The organism is Streptomyces sp. NPDC048496, from assembly GCF_043200055.1.
Lineage (GTDB): Bacteria > Actinomycetota > Actinomycetes > Streptomycetales > Streptomycetaceae > Streptomyces.
This window is the reverse complement of sequence record NZ_JBICXB010000055.1, coordinates 13,195-35,855: the sequence shown is the minus strand read 5'-3', so window position 1 is coordinate 35,855 and position 22,661 is coordinate 13,195. Positions and strand designations below refer to the sequence as shown.

Here is a 22,661-nt window from a genome sequence, read left to right as displayed (position 1 = left end):
CCCCGATCTTCGACCTCGTCGACTACGGCATCGTCGGCGACCTCTTCCAGGTCGTCCCCCAGCTCACCGAAGAGGTCAACTCCCGCAAGGGCTGATCCCCGTGGAGCGCGCCGTGCGGTGGTTCCGCACGGCGCGCCTGCTCACCGGCTCGAAGCCGCCACCCGTCGCTGGTCGTGCAGCGGCAGAGCCACGCGGGAGCGGGCGCCCGTGTCTGTCCCTCTCCCCCGCCTTCGGTACCGTGATCAACTGAAGGCGGCCTCTTCGATGAAGTCCGTGACCGGGCCGGGCTGGGCCGGGCTGGGCCGGGCTGGGCCGGGCTGGGCCGGGCTGGGCTGAGCTTGGAGGCCAACGAGGCGTGACCGGCGACCAGTTCAATGGTCTTGCGCGCATTCATTCGCTGGGCCGGGCCTCGCCGCGCGGCGACCCAGCCGATCGCCGGTAGCCTGTGCGTTCCGGTGAGCCGTCGTCAGCAGAGGTATTCGCCCCTACAGCTTCCACGGTCGGACGCCCTGAACCGACCGCACCCGCGCGCGTCGGCGTCCGCGACTCCGTGTCGGGAGTTACGGAGTATTCAGAGGTTGGCGTCCAGAAATTCCCTGAACTGCGGCCGGTTCATGGGACCGGTCCGGGTCGCTGTCACTTCCCCCTGCTTGATCAGGAGAAACGAGGGCGCGCCGGTGACACCGTAGCGTCGGGTCGGTTCCGGACACCGGACCATGTCGGCCCTGACGACGGTCAGCCGCTCCCCGTACGCGTCGGCCATCTCGCGCACGAGGAGGTCCATCTCCCTGCACGCCTCCGCCACCTTCGCCCAGGTCCCGCAGAAGTACGCAAGCACCGGTGCGTCGGCCTTTGCCAGCACGAAATCGAACTCCGCGTTCTCCAGCGGCTGGTGGACCCGACTCGCCATCGGCGCTCCTGAGGTAGTGATCAACACGGCAGTACCCATCATGACCTGCCTCTGCCGCCGCAGCGTGCGCGCGCCGGGCGGTCACCACCGGGCGTCTTCACGCTCACGCGTCGGTGCCAGGCGATACGCGGAGGCCGGCGCGGGCCCGGGAGGTCTCCGGGGGGCTCTTCGGGCGGGTTCATCCCCGGCTCGGCGGGTGGCTCGGCAGGAGACGGTTCCTGGTGGCACTCGGCGTGTCAGCCGTTGGTCAGCATCACCCGCAATGCCTCGCCGCTGCGCATCAGGTCGATGGCCTCGTTGGCCTCGGACAGCGGCATCCGGTGCGTGACCAGCGCCTCCAGGTCGATACGACCGATGCGCAGGAGGTTGATGATGCGGTCGTACGTCCGCGTCACGTCGTCGCTGCCATAGCCGGAAGGGACGATCCGCTTCGCACCGGCGAACAGCTCCAGGAGGTTGATCGGGACCATGTCCTGCATGCCGCGACACCGACGCGGCAGGACGGTGTCACCGCGACGGGCCGCCTCGTAGGCAGAGCGGACGATGCCGGGGCGGCCGGCCGCCTCGATGAGCGCGCTCCCGGCGTCCCCGACAGACGTGCGGCCGACCGGTTCAGCACCACGCGTACGGCTCCTGCCACGATCCGCTGTCACCGCCGACCTGTACGTTACGAGCGATCTTCTTCCAGCGACGAGAAGGCACGATGACGTACCTCCCGAGACCTTCGACCGAAGCGATCCTCCACGCTCTGCCGGGCCTTGCACCTTTTGCGCGCGAAGCCATCGTGCTGCACCCCCAGCGAGGGGAGCCGGGTCCGGGGAACAGTTCGATCGGCGGCCCGCTGCTCTGGCCGAGCGACGAACCCTGGCCTACGTGCGCCGTGCCTGACGAAATCGAACCTGCGGGCCTCCCGGCCACGGCCATGGTGCCGGTCGCCCAGATTTTCGAGCGGGACATGCCGGGGCCGTGGTGGCCCTCCGACCGCGATCTCCTGCAGATTCTGTGGTGCCCCAACGAACACTGGGATCCCCCCGCGCAACAGGCCGACGTCAGCCCCATCGTGGAGGTGCGATGGCGGCGAGCCGCCGACGTCGACACCACACTGGAGGCCACTCCCTCGCCCTCACGGCACTCCGAGGACGGTCATCTGCCCGAGCCCTGCACCCTCACCGGCGAGCCGCTGACCGACTTCCCGTTTCGGGAGCAACTGCCGCCGGAGCTCCGTCCGGCGCTGGAAGAGCTGGTACGCCGGACCGGCAACGGCGGCGACGTGATCACTCGTCTCGCGGGATGGAAACTCGGAGGCTGGCCGACCTGGCACCTGACGCACCCGATGGTCTTCCGTTGCCGCACGTGCGAGACCGATATGACGCTGCTGTTCACCGTGGCCAGCGATGACGAAACAGGAGTCATCGTAGGGCGATGGGGCGACCTGCGGATCTTCGCCTGCCCCGCCGACCGTCGTCATCCTTTCCACGTGGACCTGCACTGAACCGGGCCCGGCGCGTTCGCGGTGCTGCGGGGTAGGCCCGGGACGGGCAAGAGCGCCCTGCTCAGGGAAGCGGCCGCCGGGGCCGGTGAGACCGGAATGCGGGTGCTGAGCGCCTCCGGAGTCGAGGCGGAATCGCAGCTGCCGCTCGCCGGGCGGCACCAGCTGCTCCTCCCCCTCGCGCCTCGCCACGCCGAACCGGCGGCGGGCAGCCCATGCCGAGCTGGCCGCCGCATACCCGGACGACCAGCAGCGGCGTGCCCTGCATCTCGCTGAAGCCACCCTCGACCCCGACGAAGGGGTCGCGGCGCTGCTGGAACAGGCGGCCGAGGCGGCAACCAGGCGCTTCGAGAAGGCTCTGGCGCTGCCGGGTGCCGACCTGTTCCCGTTCGAGGCGGCGCGTATCCGCCTCGCCTATGGCGAACGTCTGCGCCGGGACCCCGTCCAGGGCGCTGCAACCACTCCCAGGATCACGCTTGAGGGTGAAGCGCGGAATCCTGGCGTCGTCCGGGTCCATCGGCCGGTCCCTGGACCACGCGCTGAGCAAGCCGCCCGACCCTGCGGCTGAGCGCAGCATCCTCTTGACGAAGCCGGTGACGCACGCGGTTTCATGCCTCGAAACCCGGTTTCCGCCCGCCTCGGACGACCGCAAACCGCACGCCGGCCCTGCACAGCATCGCGGACCCCGTGAACTCACCTCTCACCCGCGGTCGCCCTATCCACCCTGTGCGACATGACCCCAGGTCTTCAGGGGGTTCCACCGTCATGGTCGGGGTCCGGTTCGGGCCGGAGAACCGTTCCTCGCCGCTCGCCGGGACCCGTGACGCCGGGCTTCGGCGCGTCGTCCCGAACGGCGTGGCCGCCGGAGATCTCGCCCGGCCGGGTCACGGCGGGCCCGGTGCCCCGGATCTCGGTCCAGCTCGGGGAGTGCAGCCCGGACGACAGCTGGGTGTGGGTGACCTCGGCGGGCCAGCGGGTCCCGGAGTCGAGGATCAAGGTGACGGCGCCCCGCACCAGCAACCCTTCGCCGCCGGGCGCGGTCAGCCGGGCCGTCCAGGACCGCTCGGTGCCTGTCGCACCGCGTGCCTGGGCGACGGTGACCTCGACCCACACACGGACCAGGGTCCCGTCCCTGCGCTCCACCGTTGCCAGACCCTCGTAAGGGTTCATACCCCCAGTCTGCACCGGCTCCGGACTGTCGCGCAGCGAAGGGACCCCGCCGGCAGCACCCACCGTCCACGCCGCTCGCAGGGCGCCTTTCCCTCGGGCCCCGTCCGGGGAAACCCGCCGCCGCCCCGGGTGGCGTACGAGGCGTTGTGGGCGTATGCGTGGAGTGCGTGCGGTGGGCCGGTACGGGATGGCGCGCGGGGCGCGCGAAACGCCAGCCGAGCTGCCGCGCGCAGGGCCGGACAGGAGGAAAGGTGCGGTGCGATGCCGGCAGGATCCAGTCGTCAGCGGGAGCGGCAGTACGAGCACATCAAGGAGAGCGCCGAGAAGCGCGGTGTCTCCGAGGAGCGTGCGAAGGAAATCGCCGCGCGCACTGTCAACAAAGAGCGGGCCCGCTCGGGGGAGGCGAAAACGGCGAGCAGAACATCCCTGCGCGATCCGAAATCCGCCCTACAGCGTGGCGGTGAACGGTCTCATCGCGGACCGCAGAGGCCCACCAAGGACCAGCTCTACGAAGAGGCGAAGAAGAAGCACGTCGAGGGCCGCTCGACGATGAACAAACAGGAGCTGCGCGAGGCACTCGGCCGCTGACAGCCCCTCGTGCGGGGGCGAGGAGACGAATCCTGATGACGCCTACACGCCACGTCACTCCGGTGTGCGGAACACCGTGCTGGGTCAACCGCATGACCCGCAACCTGCGCGCCACGCAGGACTTCTACTCGACCGTTCTGGGATGGGAGTTCCGCCCGGGCCGTCTGGGCACGGGTTTCTCGGTCGCCTCCGTTCAGGGGCGACCGGTGGCCGGGCTGGCCGAGCTGGCGCCCGGTCTGCCGATGGCCGGGGCGTGGACCCCGTACTTCGCCGTGGCGGACGCGGACGTCACCGCAGCCCGGGTCCGTGAGCGCGGCGGCACCATCGCCGTCGGCCCGGTGCGCTTCGGCCTGGGCCGGGGCGTGCTGGCAGCCGACCGCGACGGGGCCGTGTTCGGCTTCTGGGAAGGGCGCACCCTTCCCTGGTCGGCCGGCCGCGGCAACGCACCGGCCTTTCTCGAGCTGCGCACCCGCGACGCGTTCGACGCCGCCATCTTCTACGCCGAGATCTTCGGCTGGGCCTCCGGCGAACCCGGCTGCTGCGAGGTCACCTACGCCTACGAGCACGACACCGTCACCGTCCGCCACGGCAAAAACACTGTGGCCACCCTGCGAGGAGGCGGCGTCGGGGAATCTCCCGACCCCCGCGTGTGGCCGCGCTGGCACGTGCACTTCCAGGTCGACAACGTGGAATCGGTCATCGCCGCCACACGCGCGGCAGGAGGAACCGCAACCCCTGCGGCCTCCTCGCCCGGCGGCGGCACCGAATCCGTCATCAGCGACCCCGGCGGCGGCCTCTTCACCGTGTGGACCGGATCGGTACTCGCCGGGCCGGTGACCACAGCCGACCAGGAACCGGTCTGATCGATACCGGGAGACCGGCGAAGGCGCCGCCACACAGCGGGGATGGAGATGCTCACCGCGGCCGGTGATGAGGTCCCGCTGCCGCCGTCATCACAGGATCGGCGGTCCCGGTGTCCGGGGCCACCGAGGCGAAGCGCGGGCGCGACGCAGTAAGCGAAGCTCTCCGCGGGATCGTCGGCGGCGCAGCGCATGACCGGGGCCTCCGATGACGCCGAAGACTGAGGCCCCGGCCGAGAGGGGCTGCACCTCGGCCACCCACCGACTCCTCCCCGGGTCCCCGCCCCCGTCATCGCCCGGGCACTCGGCTACCTCGACAGGAGCACGACCCGCATCGTCACCGAGGCCGGAGCCCCCGGAAGAACTCCGCCTCCGGTGACCATGCACGGCGAGGCCGCCCCACCTCGGCCTTCGCGTCGGGCGAACGTTCTCACTTCCCGGCTGTCTTCACCCCACAGTGGTGACCATGCTGAACCGAGTCGCCGTCCTTTCCGACATTCACGGAGTCCTGCCCGCGCTCGAGGCCGTGCTGGCCGAGCCGGACGTGAGAGCCGCTGATCAGATCGTGCTCACCGGCGACATCACCGCAGGTCCGCAACCGACTCAGGTCCTCGACCTGCGCGACGCCGTCCTGGTCGGCCACTCCACCGGCGGCGGGGAGGTGGCCCGCTACATCGGGCGCCACGGCACCGGCCGCGTCGCCAAGGCTGTGCTGCTGGGTGCGGTGCCTCCACTGATGCTCAAGACCGAGACCAACCCGGACGGCCTGCCGATCGAGGCGTTCGACGCCATTCGCGAGGATGTCACCGGCGACCGCTCCCAGTTCTACTGGGAGCTCGCGGATCCCTTCTACGGCTTCAACAGGCCAGGGGCCACCGGCTCGGACGGGGTGCGCCAGGCCTTTTGGATGTGGAGCATGCAGGTCGGCCTCAAGGGCGCGTACGACTGCATCAAGCAATTCTCGGAGCAGGACTTCACCGAGGACCTCAAGCGCTTCGACATTCCGACGCTGATCGTGCACGGTGACGACGCCCAGATCGTGCCCTTCGTCGCCTCGGCACCCAAGTCCGCCGAACTCATCAAGGACGCGACCCTCATAGTCCACCCCGGCGCCCCGCACGGCCTGGTCGGCGAGCACGAGAAGGCCTTCAACGCGGAGCTGCTGGACTTCCTCAAGGGCTGACCGCCACCCACCTCCGGCCGAGCGACGCGTCCGTGTCTCATGGACGATTGTTCCGCCACCGTCCACAACCACCCGCGAGGGGAGCCTTGGCATGAACGATCCCGGATACGCCGGCGAGAGCACTGCACTGCTTGTGGTTGATCGGTACAACGACTTCTTGTCCGAGGGCGGGAAGCTGTGGCCGCGCACAAAGGCAGCCGCCGAGCGGGTCGGCCTCCTCGGCCACATGCGTCAGGTCCTGGCAGCCGCCCGTGCGTCCCGCATGCGCATCTTCTTTGTGCCCCACCGACGGACTTCTCCAGGCGACTACGACACGTGGGCGTATCTGTCCCCCTCGCAGGACGCAACGCGCAAAGGGCAGGTCTTCGCCGCGGGTACGTGGGGCGGAGAGTTCCACCCGGCAACCAGCCCCTGCGGGCGAATCCGGCGTTCATCGCCACCGTGGATGCCTGGCCACCTCCATGTCCGGCCACCGGGAGACCACCCGGCCAGGAATCCCCGCTCGACCGCCGGAAGAACCACCCGGTACGACAACGGCCTCTGACACCAGGCCTCGTCGGCTGCGGAACACGTCGCCGCGAGTGCTGCGGCAGACCGACGCGGACGCCGGCCGTTTGGGCCCGTGGGCAGCGTGGGTGGCCACGGACGCCCTGACACAGCGGTGGGTGGACACCGACGGGCGGTCGGCACCCGAACCCGGCCTGTTGGAGGCAGCAGGATGAGAGACCACACCTCCTTGATCACGCCGCCGGCCGGAAACGCTGACTCAGCCCACGCTCATGCCACAGGTCAGGTTCACCACTGATCCCGACATGGCGGCGGCGCCGTCCGAGGCGAGGAATGCCGCGGTGCGAGCCACGTCGCTCAGGCTGGGCAAGCGCTTGAGCAGTGTCATGCCTTCAAGGAAGGCACGGAATTCGGCATCCGGCATCGGCAGGTCCGGCGCGTCGACGGTCTCGGCGATGCGGTGGGGCCGCACACAGACGACCCGCACACCGGCCGGTCCGAGCTCCGCCGCGAGGGTCCGGCTGAGCGCCTCGACGCTCGCGCAGGCGACCGCGAATCCACCGGTCCCCGCGATGGCCAGGGTGGCCGGCGACGCGGAGAGCGTGAGAATGGCGCCAGAACCCCGCTGGACCATGTGTCGTCCGGCGATGCGCGAGGTGAGGAATTGCGACGACGCCCAGGTCGTGATCGGGGACACGAAGTCGGCAAGGGAAAGTTCGAGCAGCGGAACACCCTGTACCGCCTGGATACCGATCGCGTTCAGCACCACGTCGGGTGCCCCGGCCCGACCGGCAACCTCGGCGAGGTAGCCCTCGACGTCGGACTCACTGGTGGCGTCGACCTGCGCGACGTGAGCGGCGCCCCCCTTGGCAACAATCGCGCGCTGGACGTCCTCCACGGACGTCGGCGTACGGTCGCTGAGGAAGACTGTCGCGCCTTCCTCGGCGAACTGACGCGCGACGGCACCACCCACCGCGCCACCAGCGCCGAAGACCACAGCAACCTTGCCGTTGAGGAGCATCACACGTTCCTTCCGTAGATCGTCAAAGCCCGGACGTCAGCAGACGCCGGCCCACTGCCACATGGACGACACGCCACCCAGTCGGCGGGCCCGGCTGCGTGTCACCCCACACCGCGAACGTCCTTGATCAGCGCACTAGCGCGAATCCCGCTCCGCTGCCTCAGCGATGCGCTTGATGTCCGCCAGCCGCCGATCCCAGTCGGCCGCGAGCGCGGCCATCCACCGCGCCGTCGCGTCCAGCGCCGCGGGCTGCACCGCGTACCGCACCTCGCGTCCGACCCGGCGGCCGGAAACCAGCCCGGCGGCATCCAGAACGGCGAGGTGCTTGACCACCGCCTGCCGCGAGACGGGCACTCGTTCGGCGAGCTTCGTAGCGGTGACCTCGCCCTGTGCGGCAAGCAGATCAAGCAGCTGACGTCGCGTCGGGTCGGCCAGCGCGACGAGAACACTGTCGACCGCCTCGACACCGCCGCGACGTTCGTCCGTCACGCGGACTGTTCGGCACGCTTCTTGAGCGCATCGAACACCTGGGGCCAGCCGCCGGTGTTGTCCTTCACCGCCTTGCTGCGCAGTTCCTCGGACCCGGCCAGTGCCGCGAATCCGCTCTCGACGACGCGGAGCCGCGTCTTGTCGCCTTCCGGGGTCAACGTGAACTCCACGAGGGTGCTGTTGTCCTCGCGCAGCTCTTCGCCGGGGAACGCGCTGGCCCAGCGGTACGCCACGTATGTCGGCGGCTCGACCTTCTCCACGCGCACCGGGAAGTCGCCGTATTCGGCATTCCTCGCCACCACCGACTCGCCTTCTTTGGCCGCGATGCCGGGCAGGCTCGCCTTGTCGGCCACCCAGAACCCGGGGTCGGCCACCAGCGACCAGACCCGCTCCACGCGTGCCTCGATCAGGGTTTCGCGCTCGATCCGATCCTCGCTCATGAGGGGACTCCTTCACTGTCGCCATTGGGTGCAACTCCAGAGTTGCACGTCGCCACCTCATGCGCAACCCGAGAGTTGCATCCCGATCGCGCGCCGTTCGTCGCACCGCGGACACCCTGCGGCAGGCAGGCCGAGACGGCACCGGCCAACACGACCCCGCACACCGCGCCGGCGCCAGGACGACCTCCAGTCGCCCGATCGCCCCCCTGGGTGAGTGGGTTCCCAGGTCCGGCACCACGAGGGCCAGGCGTAAGCCGTGCTGACGGCCTGACGCGGTCCCCTGACGCTGCCGACGGACAGCTACGCCGGCAAGGAAGAGTCCGCCCGTTGGGCGGCCGAAGAGTGGCCGCCGTCATCAGCATCGCAGTCGCGTGGCGACGCGCCCAGGCTGCTCGGGATGAGACACCCGTCCCCGACGGTTCGCCGCCCGACTGCTGGATTTCATGGATCTGGCCCGCGGCATCGCTCGCAGCGTGGGATGGCGTCGGCCCCGGGGCCGCGCGGTCCGGTCGTGCCGGCGGATCGGTGCGCCGGCACGATGGGCCACTGTTCAGCCCGCGCCGTCGGACCATCCGACGGACGAAAGAGAACCATTCCCTGCCGCTGCAACTCGACAAAGTCACGGGTGACTTCGGCCGGCCATGAGGATTCGGGGCGCGGCTGTCTGCAACCGAGCACCGAGGCGACCTGCTGCGGGCAGGCATCCGGCGTTCGCTCAAGCGTGGTCGACGAGCTGTGCGTGGCCTTTCTGGCGTGCGCAGTGGGCGCAGCAGAAGAACTGGCCGTTCGCCTGGAGACCATGCCCCAAGATCCGGCATTGACAGTTTTCGCAGGACGGAGCGATCCGTTGGGCTGCGCACTCAAGGCTGTCGAAGACGTGAAGAACCCCGCCCGCACGCACCTCGAATGCCTTCTCGTAGTCATTGCTACAGACTTCACATACCGCCATGGTCGATGACTCCTCGCGCTGTGTTGGGCGTCTCTCCTGGACGTTACGAGGCTGTGCTCGGCCTCACCCCAACGCAAGGCGACCAGCGGCGTGGGCCTGCGTGATCACCCGCCTGGACGCAGTTCACGTCACGATGGCGCAGCACCGTCCCGTGCCACCTCGGGAAGGACCTCCGCTCGCGGGAGAACGCAGTGGCGGTCATGGCCTGAACGCACATCGTGATCGTCCGAGCTGGTATCACCTGGCAGCGGGCGGCCAGGCATCCGGCGCTCCGGCCAAGCCACTGGGGCCAGGCCCGTCGACTGCTTCGACGATGTCGAGCACCGTGATCAACACGGGCGACCGAGTCATGACGTAGCCGCCCACCCTCCCTGCGATGAATGTATGAGCCCAGCGTGCGAGAGGGCTGGGGCTGCTTGGCGGATAAGTGGGCGAGTCGCCGTGCGGTTGCGCCAGCCGCGCGACCTGGGTGAAGTTAGCGCCATCTAGGCATATATCGGATATTGTCGTCGGCGAAAGGACCATGCAATGAAGTTCGCAGTCATCGGCGGAACCGGGCTGATCGGGTCGCTGGTCGTGAAGAACCTGAACGCGGCCGGCCACCAGGCCGTCCCGCATTCCCTGTCCAGCGGCGTGGACGTCATCACCGGCCAGGGCCTGGATGATGCCGTGGCGGGCGCCGACACCGTCATCAACCTGACGAATTCCCCGACCTTCGACGACGCCTCGCCTGCCTTCTTCCGGACGTCGATGGACAACCTCCTCGCCGCGAGCGAGAAGGGCCGCGTCGGGCACTTCGTCATCCTCTCCATCATCGGCGTGGACCAAGTGCCCGACCTGGACTACTACCGGGCGAAGGTGCTCCAGGAAGACACCCTCAAGGCCGGTCCGATCCCGTACTCCATCGTCCGCGCCACGCAATTCATGGAGTTCATCGACGCAGTGATGTCGGAGACCACCGAAGGCGAGACCGTCCGCCTGCCGCGTACGCCACTCCAGCCGATCGCCGCCGCGGATGTCTCCCGCATCGTCGCCGAAGTCGCCGCCGGCGCCCCGCTCAATGACGTCCTCCGCATCGCGGGCCCCGACGTCTATGCCCTCGACGAACTCGGCAGGCTCACCCTCACCGCCAAGGGCGACGGGCGCTCCGTCGTCACCGATGACACCGCCGGCATGTTCGCCGCCGTCCACGGTGATGTCCTCACCGCCCGGAACGACGCCCGCATCGCCCCCACCCACTACACCGACTGGCTCTCGTCAACCACTCGGCCGTAAACGACCGAGCTTTGCTCCGGACTGCCCCCTACGACAGGGCGGTCACGGGTCACATCTACCGCTTTCGGCTCGGGCCGGGAGCGGATCGGGCATGTTGACGAATACCCACGCCGAGCGTGCGCGGTTGCGCATCGGTGCTTTTCTCAGGGGTGCTCAAATTCCCCACGCGATTGACGGCTCAACAAGGTTGATGTCCCTTTGAGTCTTCTCGCCCGCTGGGGGCAGTTTTCGCAGGCCGGAACCACCGCCGCATGGCTGCCCGGAGCGCGTCCAGGTCCGCCGAGTCCGGGCGGGATGACGCCGATGCCCACGCCACGTAGCAGTCGGGACGAAGCAGGAGGGCGGTGGCTGCATGCGCGGTCGGCTGGGGCTGTGCGGTGACGATGTCCACTTGGTCGTGCCACTCGGCCAGCGCTCCGGCAACCGATGCGTCTTCGGTCAGGTCGAGCAGCAATGGCCTTGCGGTTCTGGTCAGTTCCGTCAGCCGGACCGCCCCGGTTGGGGTGTGCAGTTCCATGTCCGGTGCGAACCGGCCGACCAGGGGGTGCGTGTGGTGACAGCCCATGTCGTAGCGGATATCGGTGCCGGCGGTGAGGTCGGCGAGATGCTGGACGGTGTTCCGGTGGCCGAGCAGTTCGTTGAACAGCTCGCGCAGCGCGGTGACGTCACTGCCCGGCGCGGTCAGCGCGGCCTGCGCCTGGGCGTACATGACCATCCGGTGAGCGGCTTGCCGGCGTTCGGTCTCGTAGCTGTTGAGCAGTCCGGGTGGGGCGCTGCCGTGGATCTCGGCGGCGAGCTTCCAGCCGAGGTTGATCGCGTCCTGCAGGCCAAGGTTGAGCCCGGGTCCGCCCCCTGAGGTATACACATGGGCGGCATCGCCGACGAGGAACACCCGGTGGTCCCGGAATCGTTCGGCCACTCGGGTGTTCCCGCCGCTCAGCCGGCGCAGCACGTATGGTCCCTCGCCGGTGGGCGGGCCGAGCGGCAGGTCGGCGCCGAGCACGCGGCGGATGCTCGCCCGCAACTCGTCAAGGCTCATGGGAGCCTCGGACCGGGGCTGGTCCCACTCCGTGGTGCTGACCAGCGGCGGGTGGCCGGGGAACGGCGCGTACGAGAACCCTCCGTGCTCGGTGCGGTGGGGCAGGAACGGCAGTACGGCCCCGTAGCCGGGCACGTTCAACGCGCCTGTCTCGGGATCCACCCACTCCGCGGGGACCGTGGCGTGTGCTGTCCGGTTGGTCCGCCGGTCGTAGGTGACGCCGGGAAAACCTATGCCGGACAGCTTGCGTGTGATGCTGTGTGCCCCGTCCGCGCCGACGACATAACGGGCCCGCAGCCGGTAGGCCCGGTCCATGTCTGCGACGTCCACGGCGACCTCGTCGTCGTCCTGTGAGAGGCCGACGAGCTCATGTCCCCGCCGGATTTCGACGCCCAGTTCAGTGGCGCGCTCCTCCAGGACCCGCACGATGCGGTGCTGCGGCGCCGGCAGGCCGTAGACCGGACTGTCCTCCAGCAGGCTCAGATTCAGGCCCAGCGCCGCGAACATGAAGTACGCGGAGTTCGGCTGCGGCGGCCCCGGGGTGCCGCTCAGGCGCTCGTACAGGCCCCGACGGTCGATCATTCTCACGACCTGGCCGAGCAGCCCGTTCGCTTTCGGCTCCGTGCTCGGCACGGGCAGACTCTCCAGAATGACTGGCCGGGCCCCGGCCAAGGCCAGTTCGCAGGCAAGCATCAGCCCGTTCGGGCCGCCTCCGACGATGACGACATCCGTGATCACGAACGTGTTCCCCTTTGCGTGGACGGAGAAGAGCAGGACGGATCGGCCCGGCAGCAGCCCGGCAGGATCGGTTACACGGTTTTGCTAGGGAATACGAAGGCCTGTGGCGATCCGGTCGAAGACCTCGCGCAACACCGGGACGAGCGGGGCGGGCGGATCCGTACGCAGGCAGTGCTCCACGGCCACGGCACTGCCCGCACCGACTACCGCGGCGACCAGTTTCGGGTACACATCACGGGCCACGTCGGTACCAGTGCGCTCGGCGATCGCCTGGGCCAGTTCCTCTTCTGCGGCCGCGTTCGCCTTGACGACCTCCCCCTGCAGCGCCGGTTCGGCCAGCATGAGCCGAAGCCCGTCCCTCCAACGCTGGTCGTGGGACGACCTTGCGCCTGATTCGTCTCCCTGTGCGAACTGGGCCTGTACGACGTGAACGATCGAGTCCCACAAGGGCTCGGTAACTGGCCGTGTGCGTAGCTCGTCGGCGATCCGCAGCATGCGCTCCAGATGGCTGGCTGCGATCGCCTCGGCCTTGCCGGAGAAGTAGTTGCGGAAGGTGCGCACAGACACATTCGCTGCGGCGGCGATGTCCTCGACCGTCACGTTGTCCCACCCGCGCTGCACACACAGGCGGATCGTGGCCTGGCTCAGCGAGACGCGTGTCTCCCGCTTCTTGCGCTCCCGCAGCCCGATGCGAGCGTCGTCTCCCTGTGTCATGTCAGCCACCGTAGCAAATTTTACCGAAATAGCAATGTTGCCGCCACGGCAAGATTGTCAATGGCGACCTTGCCGAGGCCAGGCTGCTGGAGCCGGTCGCCACCGTGGTCCGGGGCACCTATCGACTGATTCTCGTGGGCCTCGTCGTCGGCGCCGTGGGACCCCTGACCGGCACCAAGCTGGGCCCGCTGTGGGGCGGTCCGCACGTGTGCGTCGAGTCCCACTCGGACTTCAGCACGGACGGGATCACCGGCATGTTCCGACCCCATGCAGGGGTCGAGGTCATGACCCGCCCGTCGCACTGCACCGATCACGCCGACAGTGCCCAGCGGCTGTTCGACTTCCTCACTGGCTTCCCCTCGTTGCTGCTGGTCCTGGGCATCCTCACGTTCGCCCGCATCGTGCGCGCCGGGGTGGCCATGCGGGAGGATCTGGAAGGAACGAGTGATGGCGCCGGACGACAACGACAGCCACGCGATCGAGGTCCATCTCGACCGCATGCTCAGCGAGCGCGGCATGACCCTCGCGGAGCTCGCCTCCCGGGTCGGCGTGACCAACGTGAGCCTGTCCATCCTGAAGAACGGCCGGGCCCGCGCGATCCGCTTCACCACGCTGACCCGCATCTGCGAGGTCCTCGACTGCCAGCCGGGCGACCTGCTCACGAACCGGAACACCGAAGACGAGCGCGATCGCGCGGAAGCATCAGCCACTGACAGCCCGACCACAGCACGTAGAACACCGAGTCGAGCACCAACCGGTCTCCGTACTTGCGCATCCCACCGCCTTTTCGCAGGTCACGCGCCAGAAGGAGCAACTGGATGATCTCCCGCATCTCAGCGGTCAAGCTGGACACATAGCAAGGGCCGCTGACGGCCTCGGAGTTGTCACACTGGCACACACCACGTGATCATTCCCGGGCCGTCGCCATGCCCGGAAGGCAGATCACGACCGTCACGCATCACACATGATCAGCCACCCGACAGGCCCTCGCAGAAGGCACGGATCATCCACACGCTGGCCCCGCAAGTGACGGAGTGACAAGATCACGTGGCACGGTGCGCGAAGGCACCGCCGCCCCGTCCTCCAGGGAGTTCCCCACGTGATGAAGAAGATATGGTCGGCCGTCCTCGGCGCCCTGCTCTTCCTCGGCGCCGCCGCATCACCCAGCCAGGCCGCCGAGCCGAAGAACCTACAGGTCATGTCGTGGAACATGTGTGGAAGCCAACGGGACTCCTGGGGCTGCGCGGGTACCGGTACCCCCGACCAGAAGGCGGACGTGGTCATCTATCACGTGCAACACGACTACGTGCAGGCCGCTCTGCGGGCTGGGCGACAGCGCCTACTCGGACCATCACGTGCTCATCGAGAGCGTGGCCGTGCAGTGATCGCGCCCGGTGGGCCCCTGGTGCACAGGGGCCCACCGGGGCCTCGCCCGTGCCCCCTGCCCTCCTCCACGCCTCAAGTGAGAGGTTGCCGACTGCCGTTGACGACGGGTGCTGCGCGTAGACGAGAACCTGTGCGTCGGTCTGCTCATCGAAAAGTATCGCGTGCGGGTTCCGGCTCAACCACATCCAGGATTCGGCGAACCTGCACGGTTCTGTCCGTGTCCAGGCCGCTCTGGCGGTCGACGACGTCGGCGTGGACCGGGTCGTCCGGCGGGTTGAGCAGCTCGTGGCGTCTGCTCGGGTCATCGCCGGTGTCCAGGCCGATGACTTGCCTGCTCTGCACTCCTTCGTCAACGGCCTCTGCCAGGACCTCGACGCCGTCCTCGCCGGCCTCAGCCTGCGCTACAGCTCGGGAGCCGTCGAAGGCCACAACAACAAGATCAAAATTCTGAGACGGCAGATGTTCTGCCGCGCCAACTTCGACCTCCTGCGCAAGCGGGTCCTCCGCACTGCGGGAGGCCGTTCATGATCGCGGGTTCGGTGACCCTCCGTGGGCCCTGCACGGAAAGTGATCCAGAACCAGAATTCAAACGACGCCGAGACGAAGCGGCGCGATGTGTAAAAGCACTACTCACTTGCACACCTGTGGCCATAGGGTGGCGCGATGTTGCAAGTGCGGGAGATGAACGAAGATGACATCCCGGCCGTCTCGGCGATCCGTGTGCGGGGCTGGCAGTCTGCCTACGCTGGCATCGTTCCTCCGGCGTACTTGGACGCGATGACGGTCGAGAGCGATGTCAGTCAGCGGCGGAAGCGGTTCTCTCGTCCGCGTCGACAGGCGACAGACCTTGTCGCAGTCGACGGGGGCGCCCCGGTGGGGTGGGCCAGCTTCGGGCCATGCCTAAGCCAGAGGCCTGGCGAGGGACGAGCAGGTGAGATCTATGCCCTCTATGTTCGCCCGGACCTGATCGGTCAAGGAGTCGGCAGGACTCTCATCACCAACGCCCACGCTCGGATGGAGAACCTGCAGTTTCCCATTTCGGTCCTGTGGGTTCTCCACGACAACCACCGAGCTCGTCGCTTCTACGAATGCGCCGGGTACAAGCCCGACGGTGAAACCCAAGACGATGTCTACGATGAGATCACACTCACTGAGCTTCGCTACCAGCGCGTGCCCTAGCCCTTCAGCCGTAGATCAGTGCGGTGGGACGCGGACGGACTGCGGGACTTCGTGCGCCGCTACGTCATTGCCTCGCTGGAGGACGGCGAAGTGGGGGCCGGACCGGACGGGTGCGGGGTGCTGGTGGTCGATGAGACCGGGTTCGCGAAGAAGGGCCGGTCATCGGCCGGGGTGGCCCGGCAGTACACCGGCACGCTGGGGGCTCGTATTTGAATAACTGTCAGATTTGATCTGTGGGGTGTCTTTCGATAGGCATCCCACGGGCCTTCAGCTGCTCCAGGGTGCGGGCGGGCGCTCCGGGCAATGGCGTGACGGTGATCTTGTGCAGGTCCAGGAGACGGTGCCCGTCTTGGAACTGATTGGACAGGTTGGTGCGGGTGACGCCCAGCAGGTGGGCCAGGAGGGTACTGGTCGCTGCCCCACGGCGGCGTGACAACGCCGTCAGCAGTCGGTGGTAGTGGTCCAGGCTGCTGGTCTGCGGGTGGAGATAGCTGCGCGGACGGTGAAAACGTCGTTGGAATGCGGCTTCGGCCAAGGCGTCCCAGTACGGCTCCGAGACCGCCACCAAGTCGTCGAAGTCGGAGCGGGCCAGGCCCGTCAGAGCCGGGTTGGTGAGCAGTTCGGTCAGGGCCGGGTCGATCCGGCGACGAGTTCGTGGCACCTCGGGAGGCTTGGGCGGGACAGGTGCGAGGGCGTAGTTCCAGTCGCCGTGGAACGTGCTCGGTGTGATCGGCAGAGCGTGGAACTCGGCGGGCGTGACGGTCGCGCCAAGCTGGTAGCTACCGGTGTCGAGTTCGGCGCCGATCGAAAGCCCGGTCGTGGTGGTCGTTGCGGCGCCACCGTCGACGCGGTACTCGACTACCCGGACCAGCACCCCACCGGGGTGCGCGCCCGTCTGTCCGGCCAGGTTCATCCTCGCCAGGTAGGTGCCATCTGGCAGGTGCTCGACCGGACGCGCCGCGACACTTGAACGCGCCCGGATCAGCAGATGGGCCCCGGCCCCGGTGTATGCCTTCCACAGCGCCACCCCGGGAAAACCCCGGTCCATGATGACCAGCATCCCGGCGGCCGAGCCGGCCATTTTGATCGCCAACTCCGGCTCGCCACCGCTGAATCCGCCCACCGCCGCGTCGATCTGCGCGTGCGTGCCGCACTCGGTCAGCGTCACCACCCGCGCCTGTGGGAACCCCGCGGGCCGGCCGTTCTTGACCGGCCCGCCGAACGCGGCCCGGTTGACCGTCGCATCCGGCGCATCCAGCACGAACCCGTCCACCGCAGCCAGCACGTGCGATGGTAGCGGTGCTGGCGCCGGAGGCCGCCGCCACCCGAGTGATGCCGCCGTGACCGATCACGGTGGCCTCACTGGCCAGATAGAGCCGACGACGGCGCTCATCAAGGTGCGGCAGGAACTGGTCGAACTTTGCCTGCAGGGCTTCGGCCGTTGTACGGGGGTGCGGAGACGTAGCCATGCCACAGCCTCCCACCGGCACCCCGCGATGGTGACCCCGCGGACCAAATCTGACAGTTGTTCACATACAAGTCCTGGGAGGGGTCTTCCCCTGCCAGGTCGGGGTGATGGCGGCCTGGGCGACCGGGGCCGGGCAGGCGCTGGTGGACCGGGAGCTGTACCTGCCCAAGGAGTGGTGCGAGGACCGGACGCGCTGTCGGGCCGCGCACATCCCCGATGAGCTGGGCTTCGCCACCAAATCCCGGCTGGCCGAGCAGATGATCGAGCGGATCCTTGCCGACCTGCCGACCGGACGCGTGTGGGTGGCCGCGGACGAGGTCTACGGCCGCGACGGGGCCTTCCGTGCCTTCCTGGAGCGGAACCGCCTGCCTTACGCCGTCAACGTGCCGGCCGACCAGACGGTGCTGCCGCGCCCGGGCCGGCGGCACCTGGCCCGCCTGGTCGAACGCGTCGCGGGCGACCAGGACTGGGCCGAGCTCACGGCCGGCCCGGGCCAACTGGAGTCCCGCGCCTGGCAGTGGTGGGTGCGCCGCATCCCGGATCCCGATTCGGAGGTCGGGGAGGGGGCCTGGGCCCGGTGGGTGATCGTCCACCGCCGCCCGGCCGAACCCGACAAGCGGGACTACTACCTGGCCTGGGATCCGCAGGAGACCGAGGTGGAGGAGCTGGTACGGGTGCCCGGCGCGCGCTGGCGGGTGGAAGAAGCTATCAAGCTGGCCAAGTCGGCGGCTGGGACAGCCGACTACGAGGTGCGCTCCTTCCACGGCTGGTACCGGCACATCACCCTGGCGCAACTGGCCGCCGCTTTCCTGGTCGCCCAGGCAGCCGCCGCACGCGAACAGGCCACTCCCCGGCCCGACGGGCAGCTGGGGCAGAGAGGGGGACTCCCGTGATCCCACCAGCCTCGATGACACCGCCCCGATCGCCTACACCGCCTACGAGGTCCGCCGACTCCTTGAGGTGATGGCCCCTCAGCCCGCGCCGAAGGAGCGGATCAGGCACGAACTGCACTGGTTGCGCTGGCGCCGCTGCCACCAGGCCCTCGCCCGTGCCTGTCACCGACGACGCAGCCACAGCCGCTCAGCCGAATGCGGCACCCAGGACCTCCGCCGGACAGGACCAGGCAAACTACAGTGGCGATACCGGTCTACAGCTGAAGGGCTGACTCCGTTGCCGCTTCCTCACGCCGTCGAGCAGTCGGCTCCGCTGGGCCTGCGCCGTCGCGAGACCGGCACCGGTCAGGGCGAGCGCGGTCGCCCCGTCGAGCACCGCCCGGTCGGCTCCCGGGCTCTTGCCGTACGCGGTGAACTCGGGAGTGTGCTGCTTGGCACCGCCTGTGTCGTAGCCGATCGTGGGGTGGATCGTGGGGATGAGCTGCGAGACGTTGCCCATGTCCGTCGACGCCATCGTCTCACCGTGCCGTGACATCACCGTACGGCCCAGTTCGCCAACTGCCCTGGCGTAGGCCTCCGTCATGTCCGGGTCCTGACGCAGATCGGCGAAGTCCCTTCCATGCGTGCGCACTTCGAGCTCGGCGCCGGTGGCGAGCGCCCCGGCCTCGAAGCAGGCGCGCACCCGCTGCCACGCCTCGGCGAGTTGCTCCACGGTCAGCGCCCTGACCTCGCAGCGCGCGCGGGTACGGGCCGGGATGACGTTCACGGCCTGGCCGCCGTCGGTGACGATGCCGTGCACGACCACACCGGGCGGCAGTTGCTGGCGGAGCAGTCCGACGGCGGTGTGGGCGATGGTCATCGCGTCGAGGGCATTGATGCCTTCCCAGGGGGCGAGCGCGGCGTGCGAGGGCTTGCCGCGGTAGGTGATGTCCCAGGACCCGATGGCCAGCGAGGAGGCTCCGACGCTGTCGTCGGGGGCGGCGTGCACCATCATCGCTGCAGCCACGTCGTCGAAGACTCCGGCATCGAGGAGGAGAACCTTTCCTCCGATGTCCTCCTCGGCGGGGGTGCCGATCAGTTTGACCGTCAGGTCGAGTTCGTCCGCGACGGCGGCAAGTGCGAGCGCGGCTCCGACGGCCGCGGCTCCGTTGACGTTGTGCCCGCAGGCGTGGCCGATGCCGGGCAGGGCGTCGTATTCGGCGCAGAACCCGATGACGAGGTCGCCGGATCCGCGGGTGGCGACGAGGGCAGTGGGGAGGTCGGCGACGCCCCGGGTGACGGTGAAGCCGGCCGTCTCCAGGAGGCCGGCGATCCTGGCCGCCGAGCGGTGTTCCTGGAGAGCGGTCTCGGGTTCGTCGTGCAGTCCGTGGCTGAGGGTCACGAGCCGTTCGCTCCAGGAGCGCACCGCTTCGGTCACCGTCCTGTGCATACCCGGGGTGAGTGTCATGCGAGTTCTCCGCTCTGTGCCGGCTTCTGTCCGTACGTCGCGTCGGCCTCGCGTGGGCTGCGATAGCGCAGGCCGAGGGCCATGCCGACAAGGGCCGCGCAGGCGCACGCACCCCAGCCCCACAGGTAGCCGGACTCGGCGATGTGTGTGGTGCCGCGCACGGCGTGGGCCGCGAAGAACGCGCCGATCACGGCAGCGCCGATGGCCGCACCCAGGGAGAGCGCCAGTTCGTTGAGGCCGACGGCGAGAGCGGTCTCCTGTTCCTCGACGACCTCCGCCGACAGGGTTCGCGTGATCGACTCGAAGACTCCGGTCGCGAGCCCCACGACGAGGGCGCAGACCACGTACTGGGCGAGGGTCTCGTGGAAGAGGGCCATCCCCAGGAAGCCGAGCGCGATGAGACCGCCGCCCGAGGCGAGCACAGCGCGGTCGCCGAACCTCCGGGCGAGACGGGGGGTCAGCGTGGAGCCGGCGAATCCGGCGGTCACCATGGCCAGCGCGATGGTGGCGATGGCCTGCGGTCCCAGGCCCATGCCGTAGCCGGTCGCGGACCGTGAGGCGCCCAGGAAGAGTGCGTTGGCGCCGAGGAAGCCGATCGTGCCGAACGCGGCACAGAAGGTGTAGCCGCTGACCACCGCGAGGCGCGGATTGCTCAGCATCCGCACGCTGACCAGGGGATGCTCGGACCGCCGCTCGACCGCCACCCAGGCCGCGAGGACGGCGAGGGCCGCGACGGCGAGCGCGACGGTGCGCGGCGTGCCCCAGCCCCACGTACTGCCCTGCGCGAGGACCAGGACGAGCGCCACCAGGCCCGCGGTGAGCAGCGCCGCCGCCCCGTAGTGGAAGCGCCCGCCGCGCGGCGTGTCGCTGTCGGGCAGGACGAAGCCCGCCACCACGGCGAGGGCGGCGACCGGGACGGCCGTCCACAGTCCGGCTTCCGCGTGGCGCTCGCTGAGCGCACCCGCCACGAGGCCGCCCACGCCGATCGCGATGAGCAGGACACCGACGAGGAGGGAGATTCCGGTCCGGTTCCGCTCCGGTGCCCGGGAGCGGAGGATGCCCACGAGGAGCGGGAAGAAGCCGACCAGGGCGCCTTGGAGCGTCACGCCGACGGCGAGGGTCACGGCGGACGGCCGTACGGCGATCAGGAGCGAGCCGCCCGCCACCATCGCGAGGGCCACCCGCAGGAGCTTGCGGTGTCCGTACAGGTCGCCGAGCCGGGAGAGCAGCGGCGTCATCACCGCGAAGGCCAGCTGGGACAGGAGGTAGATGTTGTTCTGCCCCACGGAGCCGATGTGCAGGCGCAGGCCGACCTCGGGCAGCAGCGGCGTCAGATAGCCCTGGACGATGCCGCTGAACAGGACAACGACAGCCATCGTCGCGAGCATGCCCGGGCCGGAGCTCAGCGCTCCGGGTCCGCGTCGCGTTCCCGATATGCGTGTGGACACAGCTTCACCTCTGGATCATCTGGTGGCCGGAACCGAATGTGGTGGCTACTGTGCGGGCCGAGGTACACATGGCCCCGAATATTCATGGATTCGTACGTACGGAGTGCTTGTGATGCGAGAAATGGTCACCGCCAGCGAACTCGACCTCGCCCTGGTGAACGCCCTCCAGCTGCGGCCCCGGGCCTCGTGGTCGGAGCTGTCTCCGCTGCTCGGCGTGACCGCGGGCACGCTGGCGCGGCGCTGGGAGCGGCTGACCCGGGCGGGGCTCGCCTGGGTGTACGCGGCGCCCGGGCGAGAGTTCACGCGTAACCGATGCACGGCCTTCGTGCTGCTGCGCTGCCTTCCTCAGGAGCGGTCCCGGCTGATGACGGAGCTGAGCGCGCTGCCGGAAGCGGTGACGATCGAGCTGACCGGGCCCGGCAGCGCCGACCTGCTCCTCGATGTGCTGGCCCCGGACCTGCCCTCGCTCAGCCGATTCCTCAACGAGAAGCTGGACCGGCTGTCCGGCATCGTCTCGGTGAGCTGCCTGTTCGCCACCTCGCTGTACGTCGAGGGCAGCCGCTGGCGGCTGCGCTCCCTGGATCCCGCCCAGTTGACGGCGCTCGGCAACTCGGCGGGGGCGCGGGAGCCGCTCCGTACGCTCGCATTCGATCCCGTCGACCGGGCCCTGCTCGACGAGCTGGTCCGTGACGGCCGCCTCGGGCTGGCCGAACTCGCCGAGCGGACGGCCACCAGCCCGGCCACCGTCCGCCGCCGCCTGCGCCGTCTCACGGATTCCGCCGTCCTGACCTTCCGCTGTGACATCGCCTCCGCGCTCGCCGGGCATCCCGTCCCGGTCTCCCTGCTCGGCCAGGTGCCCGCGCGGGACATCGGCACCGTCCACCGCACCCTCGCCGCCCTGCCCGAGTGCCGTCTGGTCGCGGCTGTGACCGGTCCCGCGAACATCTTCGCCACGCTCTGGGTGCACGACCTCGGTGACATCCAGCGGCGCGAGACTGCCCTGTGCGCCCGCTTGCCCACCCTCACGGTGACCGACCGCATCGTCGGCCTGCACACGGCCAAGCGCATGGGCCATCTGCTCGACGAGGAGGGGCGTCGCATCGGCGTCCAGCCGATCTCACCCTGGTAGCCGGGGCGCGCGACGGACCCTCTTCCAACTTCCCTGTCCGACGACGGCGCTCTGCGGGACTCCCGCCAACTCCTTTGCTTCACGAGCCGGATGGGCCTGGTCGGCGAAGCCGGCCGGGCGGCCGGCTCAGTGAAGGGGGTGTTCGCGCGGGCCGGGGCGATGGCGCGTTGCAGGACGCGGGCCGGAGTCCTGGATCCGTAGCCGAACGCGGCCTGCTAGCGGCGGTGCGGGCTGCGGGCACCGAGGCTTGGCCGGTGTGTTGGAAGTCAGCGGCGCTACGGGGATCGCGTCCGGCGACGGCAGTGCGTCTGTTGGACGACGACGTGCAGGATGGCTGGA

General features: G+C 69.2%; 22 protein-coding genes and 3 pseudogenes. 12 read left to right on the top strand and 13 right to left on the bottom strand.

Annotated features, from left to right (window positions below):
* Positions 1 to 571: 571 nt before the first annotated feature.
* Together ACGFSA_RS30680 and ACGFSA_RS30675 are read right to left on the bottom strand one after the other, a co-directional pair.
* The gene (locus ACGFSA_RS30680) at positions 572 to 910 is read right to left on the bottom strand and encodes a thioredoxin family protein (RefSeq protein ID WP_393309302.1); all 339 of its coding nucleotides are present in this window, start codon (positions 908 to 910) and stop codon (positions 572 to 574) included.
* Between the two features lie 236 nt (positions 911 to 1,146).
* A complete protein-coding gene (locus ACGFSA_RS30675; RefSeq protein ID WP_393309301.1) occupies positions 1,147 to 1,563 on the bottom strand; it encodes a hypothetical protein in 417 nt (138 codons plus the stop codon).
* Positions 1,564 to 1,613: 50 nt separating this feature from the next.
* On the opposite strand from ACGFSA_RS30675, the gene ACGFSA_RS30670 reads away from it, so the two are divergent.
* The gene (locus ACGFSA_RS30670; protein WP_393309300.1) at positions 1,614 to 2,402 is read left to right on the top strand and encodes a hypothetical protein; all 789 of its coding nucleotides are present in this window, start codon (positions 1,614 to 1,616) and stop codon (positions 2,400 to 2,402) included.
* A 744-nt stretch (positions 2,403 to 3,146) separates the two neighbouring features.
* On the opposite strand, the gene ACGFSA_RS30665 is transcribed toward ACGFSA_RS30670, so the two are convergent.
* Positions 3,147 to 3,569 (bottom strand): hypothetical protein, encoded by a 423-nt coding sequence (locus ACGFSA_RS30665; RefSeq protein WP_393309299.1) that lies wholly within the window; start codon positions 3,567 to 3,569, stop codon positions 3,147 to 3,149.
* 261 nt (positions 3,570 to 3,830) lie between these two features.
* Between ACGFSA_RS30665 and ACGFSA_RS30660 the strand changes: the two genes are divergently transcribed.
* The 4 genes from ACGFSA_RS30660 to ACGFSA_RS30645 all read left to right on the top strand — a co-directional run bounded on the left by ACGFSA_RS30660 (position 3,831) and on the right by ACGFSA_RS30645 (position 6,744).
* Positions 3,831 to 4,157: a plasmid stabilization protein gene (locus ACGFSA_RS30660; protein ID WP_393309298.1), complete on the top strand. Its 327-nt coding sequence runs from the start codon at positions 3,831 to 3,833 to the stop codon at positions 4,155 to 4,157.
* A 35-nt stretch (positions 4,158 to 4,192) separates the two neighbouring features.
* A complete protein-coding gene (locus tag ACGFSA_RS30655; protein ID WP_393309297.1) occupies positions 4,193 to 5,020 on the top strand; it encodes a VOC family protein in 828 nt (275 codons plus the stop codon).
* Between the two features lie 463 nt (positions 5,021 to 5,483).
* A complete protein-coding gene (locus ACGFSA_RS30650) occupies positions 5,484 to 6,200 on the top strand; it encodes an alpha/beta fold hydrolase (RefSeq protein WP_393309296.1) in 717 nt (238 codons plus the stop codon).
* A 91-nt stretch (positions 6,201 to 6,291) separates the two neighbouring features.
* A complete protein-coding gene (locus ACGFSA_RS30645) occupies positions 6,292 to 6,744 on the top strand; it encodes an isochorismatase family protein (RefSeq protein WP_393309295.1) in 453 nt (150 codons plus the stop codon).
* A gap of 222 nt (positions 6,745 to 6,966) precedes the next feature.
* Here ACGFSA_RS30645 and ACGFSA_RS30640 read toward each other — a convergent pair whose 3' ends face one another.
* From ACGFSA_RS30640 to ACGFSA_RS30625, 4 genes are all read right to left on the bottom strand, one after another.
* Positions 6,967 to 7,728 carry an SDR family NAD(P)-dependent oxidoreductase gene (locus ACGFSA_RS30640; protein WP_393309294.1) on the bottom strand — a complete coding sequence of 254 codons (762 nt, stop codon included), beginning with the start codon at positions 7,726 to 7,728 and terminating at the stop codon, positions 6,967 to 6,969.
* A 135-nt stretch (positions 7,729 to 7,863) separates the two neighbouring features.
* A complete protein-coding gene (locus ACGFSA_RS30635) occupies positions 7,864 to 8,217 on the bottom strand; it encodes an ArsR/SmtB family transcription factor (RefSeq protein WP_393309293.1) in 354 nt (117 codons plus the stop codon).
* A complete protein-coding gene (locus ACGFSA_RS30630; RefSeq protein WP_393309292.1) occupies positions 8,214 to 8,657 on the bottom strand; it encodes an SRPBCC domain-containing protein in 444 nt (147 codons plus the stop codon). Before ACGFSA_RS30630 ends, ACGFSA_RS30635 begins: the two co-directional genes overlap by 4 nt.
* Before the next feature lie 715 nt (positions 8,658 to 9,372).
* On the bottom strand, positions 9,373 to 9,606 hold the full coding sequence (locus tag ACGFSA_RS30625) for a hypothetical protein (protein WP_393309291.1): 234 nt from the start codon (positions 9,604 to 9,606) through the stop codon (positions 9,373 to 9,375).
* A gap of 528 nt (positions 9,607 to 10,134) precedes the next feature.
* Between ACGFSA_RS30625 and ACGFSA_RS30620 the strand changes: the two genes are divergently transcribed.
* On the top strand, positions 10,135 to 10,881 hold the full coding sequence (locus ACGFSA_RS30620) for an SDR family oxidoreductase (RefSeq protein WP_393309290.1): 747 nt from the start codon (positions 10,135 to 10,137) through the stop codon (positions 10,879 to 10,881).
* 178 nt (positions 10,882 to 11,059) lie between these two features.
* On the opposite strand, the gene ACGFSA_RS30615 is transcribed toward ACGFSA_RS30620, so the two are convergent.
* Positions 11,060 to 12,658: an FAD-dependent monooxygenase gene (locus tag ACGFSA_RS30615; RefSeq protein ID WP_393309289.1), complete on the bottom strand. Its 1,599-nt coding sequence runs from the start codon at positions 12,656 to 12,658 to the stop codon at positions 11,060 to 11,062.
* A gap of 84 nt (positions 12,659 to 12,742) precedes the next feature.
* Positions 12,743 to 13,372 (bottom strand): TetR family transcriptional regulator, encoded by a 630-nt coding sequence (locus ACGFSA_RS30610; RefSeq protein ID WP_393309288.1) that lies wholly within the window; start codon positions 13,370 to 13,372, stop codon positions 12,743 to 12,745.
* A 447-nt stretch (positions 13,373 to 13,819) separates the two neighbouring features.
* Between ACGFSA_RS30610 and ACGFSA_RS30605 the strand changes: the two are divergent.
* Positions 13,820 to 14,035 (top strand): annotated as a pseudogene (locus tag ACGFSA_RS30605) (helix-turn-helix domain-containing protein); the annotation flags it as partial.
* Here the strand turns inward: ACGFSA_RS30605 and ACGFSA_RS30600 are convergent.
* Positions 14,031 to 14,147 carry a hypothetical protein gene (locus tag ACGFSA_RS30600; protein ID WP_393309305.1) on the bottom strand — a complete coding sequence of 39 codons (117 nt, stop codon included), beginning with the start codon at positions 14,145 to 14,147 and terminating at the stop codon, positions 14,031 to 14,033. The pseudogene ACGFSA_RS30605 and the gene ACGFSA_RS30600 overlap by 5 nt on opposite strands.
* An 896-nt stretch (positions 14,148 to 15,043) precedes the next feature.
* Between ACGFSA_RS30600 and ACGFSA_RS30595 the strand changes: the two genes are divergently transcribed.
* The 3 genes and pseudogenes from ACGFSA_RS30595 to ACGFSA_RS30585 all read left to right on the top strand — a co-directional run.
* On the top strand, positions 15,044 to 15,286 hold the full coding sequence (locus ACGFSA_RS30595; protein ID WP_393309287.1) for a transposase: 243 nt from the start codon (positions 15,044 to 15,046) through the stop codon (positions 15,284 to 15,286).
* A gap of 135 nt (positions 15,287 to 15,421) precedes the next feature.
* Positions 15,422 to 15,937 (top strand): GNAT family N-acetyltransferase, encoded by a 516-nt coding sequence (locus ACGFSA_RS30590; protein WP_393309286.1) that lies wholly within the window; start codon positions 15,422 to 15,424, stop codon positions 15,935 to 15,937.
* A gap of 24 nt (positions 15,938 to 15,961) precedes the next feature.
* Positions 15,962 to 16,138, top strand: a pseudogene (locus tag ACGFSA_RS30585) (transposase); the annotation flags it as partial.
* On the opposite strand, the pseudogene ACGFSA_RS30580 reads toward ACGFSA_RS30585, so the two are convergent.
* Positions 16,138 to 16,772, bottom strand: a pseudogene (locus ACGFSA_RS30580) (ISAzo13 family transposase); the annotation flags it as partial. The pseudogenes ACGFSA_RS30585 and ACGFSA_RS30580 overlap by 1 nt on opposite strands.
* 683 nt (positions 16,773 to 17,455) lie before the next feature.
* Between ACGFSA_RS30580 and ACGFSA_RS30575 the strand changes: the two are divergent.
* On the top strand, positions 17,456 to 18,298 hold the full coding sequence (locus ACGFSA_RS30575) for an IS701 family transposase (protein WP_393309304.1): 843 nt from the start codon (positions 17,456 to 17,458) through the stop codon (positions 18,296 to 18,298).
* 235 nt (positions 18,299 to 18,533) lie between these two features.
* On the opposite strand, the gene ACGFSA_RS30570 is transcribed toward ACGFSA_RS30575, so the two are convergent.
* Entirely contained in the window at positions 18,534 to 19,745 is a 1,212-nt protein-coding gene (locus ACGFSA_RS30570) for a M20 family metallopeptidase (protein WP_393309285.1), read from the bottom strand.
* The gene (locus ACGFSA_RS30565) at positions 19,742 to 21,121 is read right to left on the bottom strand and encodes an MFS transporter (RefSeq protein WP_393309284.1); all 1,380 of its coding nucleotides are present in this window, start codon (positions 21,119 to 21,121) and stop codon (positions 19,742 to 19,744) included. The genes ACGFSA_RS30570 and ACGFSA_RS30565 overlap by 4 nt, the downstream gene beginning before the upstream one ends.
* A gap of 193 nt (positions 21,122 to 21,314) precedes the next feature.
* Here ACGFSA_RS30565 and ACGFSA_RS30560 point away from each other — a divergent pair, with 193 nt between their 5' ends.
* On the top strand, positions 21,315 to 22,322 hold the full coding sequence (locus tag ACGFSA_RS30560) for an Lrp/AsnC family transcriptional regulator (RefSeq protein WP_393309283.1): 1,008 nt from the start codon (positions 21,315 to 21,317) through the stop codon (positions 22,320 to 22,322).
* Positions 22,323 to 22,661 lie beyond the last annotated feature (339 nt).